Annotated in this window: 1 protein-coding gene; it reads left to right on the top strand. The window is 62.4% G+C overall.

Annotated features, from left to right (window positions below; translation table 11 throughout):
- Positions 1–399: 399 nt before the first annotated feature.
- The coding region (locus ABYB95_RS23905; RefSeq protein ID WP_372662984.1) for an ABC transporter substrate-binding protein at positions 400–1,059 on the top strand (660 nt) is incomplete at its 3' end.

Raw genomic sequence — 1,059 nt, 5'->3', positions numbered from 1 at the left:
GCTGTGCAAAGCATTGCAAATTTCGTTGGCACATCCCAGTCAACCCACCGTGGTGGGGTGGCCTGCGCGCGCGCCGCAGGCCGTGCCGTGTTGCCACCGTCCTTGGAATGTTTCGAACAAGCCGTGGGTCTTGTGCCGACATTGGGTGCCGGGGGCGGAGAGCAGGACAGTGCCAAGTTGCCTTGGGGCTTTGCCCGGCGCCGGTTGGTGTGAACAGGTCCTAGTGCAGGGGTCCCACGCGCAGTCCACCCGAACGTTCTCCCGGTGCGCGACCGCTGGCGCGCCATGCCACCGCGATGTGCGCGGCACAGGCCCCTTGGGCCTGTCCAATTCGCACTTCGGACGCGGTTCTTCCTTTCGTCATTGCCGACATCTTTCAACACCCACAGGAGCATCCTCATGAACACCTTGCAACGTGCCATTGCCGTCCCCGTCATCTTGTGTGCGGCCACAGCAGCCATCGCCGCCGACAAGGTCAAGATCGGGTTTCTCGCCACCGCTTCGGGTGCTCCCACCATCGGCGTCTCCAAGGAAATGCGCGCCGGTTTTGATCTCGCCCTGAAGCAGATGGGCAACAAGCTGGGCGGCTTGCCGGTGGAGATCATCGCCGGGGACGACCAGGGCAATCCCGATATCGGAAAACAGGTGTTTGACCGCATGGTCAAACGTGACCGCGTGGATGTGGTCACCGGTGTCATGGCCTCGGGCGTGATCTACGCGGTTGCGCCACTGGCCTCGCAGCAGCAGGTGTTCTTCATCAACTCCAACGTCGGTCCACGCGATTTCGTGGCCGGCAAGTGCAGCCCCTTCTACTTCAACACCGGCTGGCACATTGAAAGCGTCAACGAAGCGCTGGGTCAGCACCTGAGCGCCAGCGGTTTCAAGAAGGTCTACATCATGGCCACGGGCGTGCCCGTGGGCCGTGAACACGTGGATGCCTTCAAACGCACCTACACCGGAGCGGTGGCGGGGGAAACCTATTTCAAGCCACAGACCTTGGACTTCAGTGCCGAGCTGGCGCAGATACGCGCGGCCCAGCCCGATGCGGTGTATGCCTTC

Origin of the sequence: Hydrogenophaga sp. (assembly GCF_041633695.1) — a bacterium.
In the GTDB taxonomy this organism is placed as follows: Bacteria; Pseudomonadota; Gammaproteobacteria; order Burkholderiales; family Burkholderiaceae_C; genus Hydrogenophaga.
The sequence above is the reverse complement of the archived record's forward strand: the minus strand, read 5'-3'. Positions and strand labels throughout refer to the sequence as shown.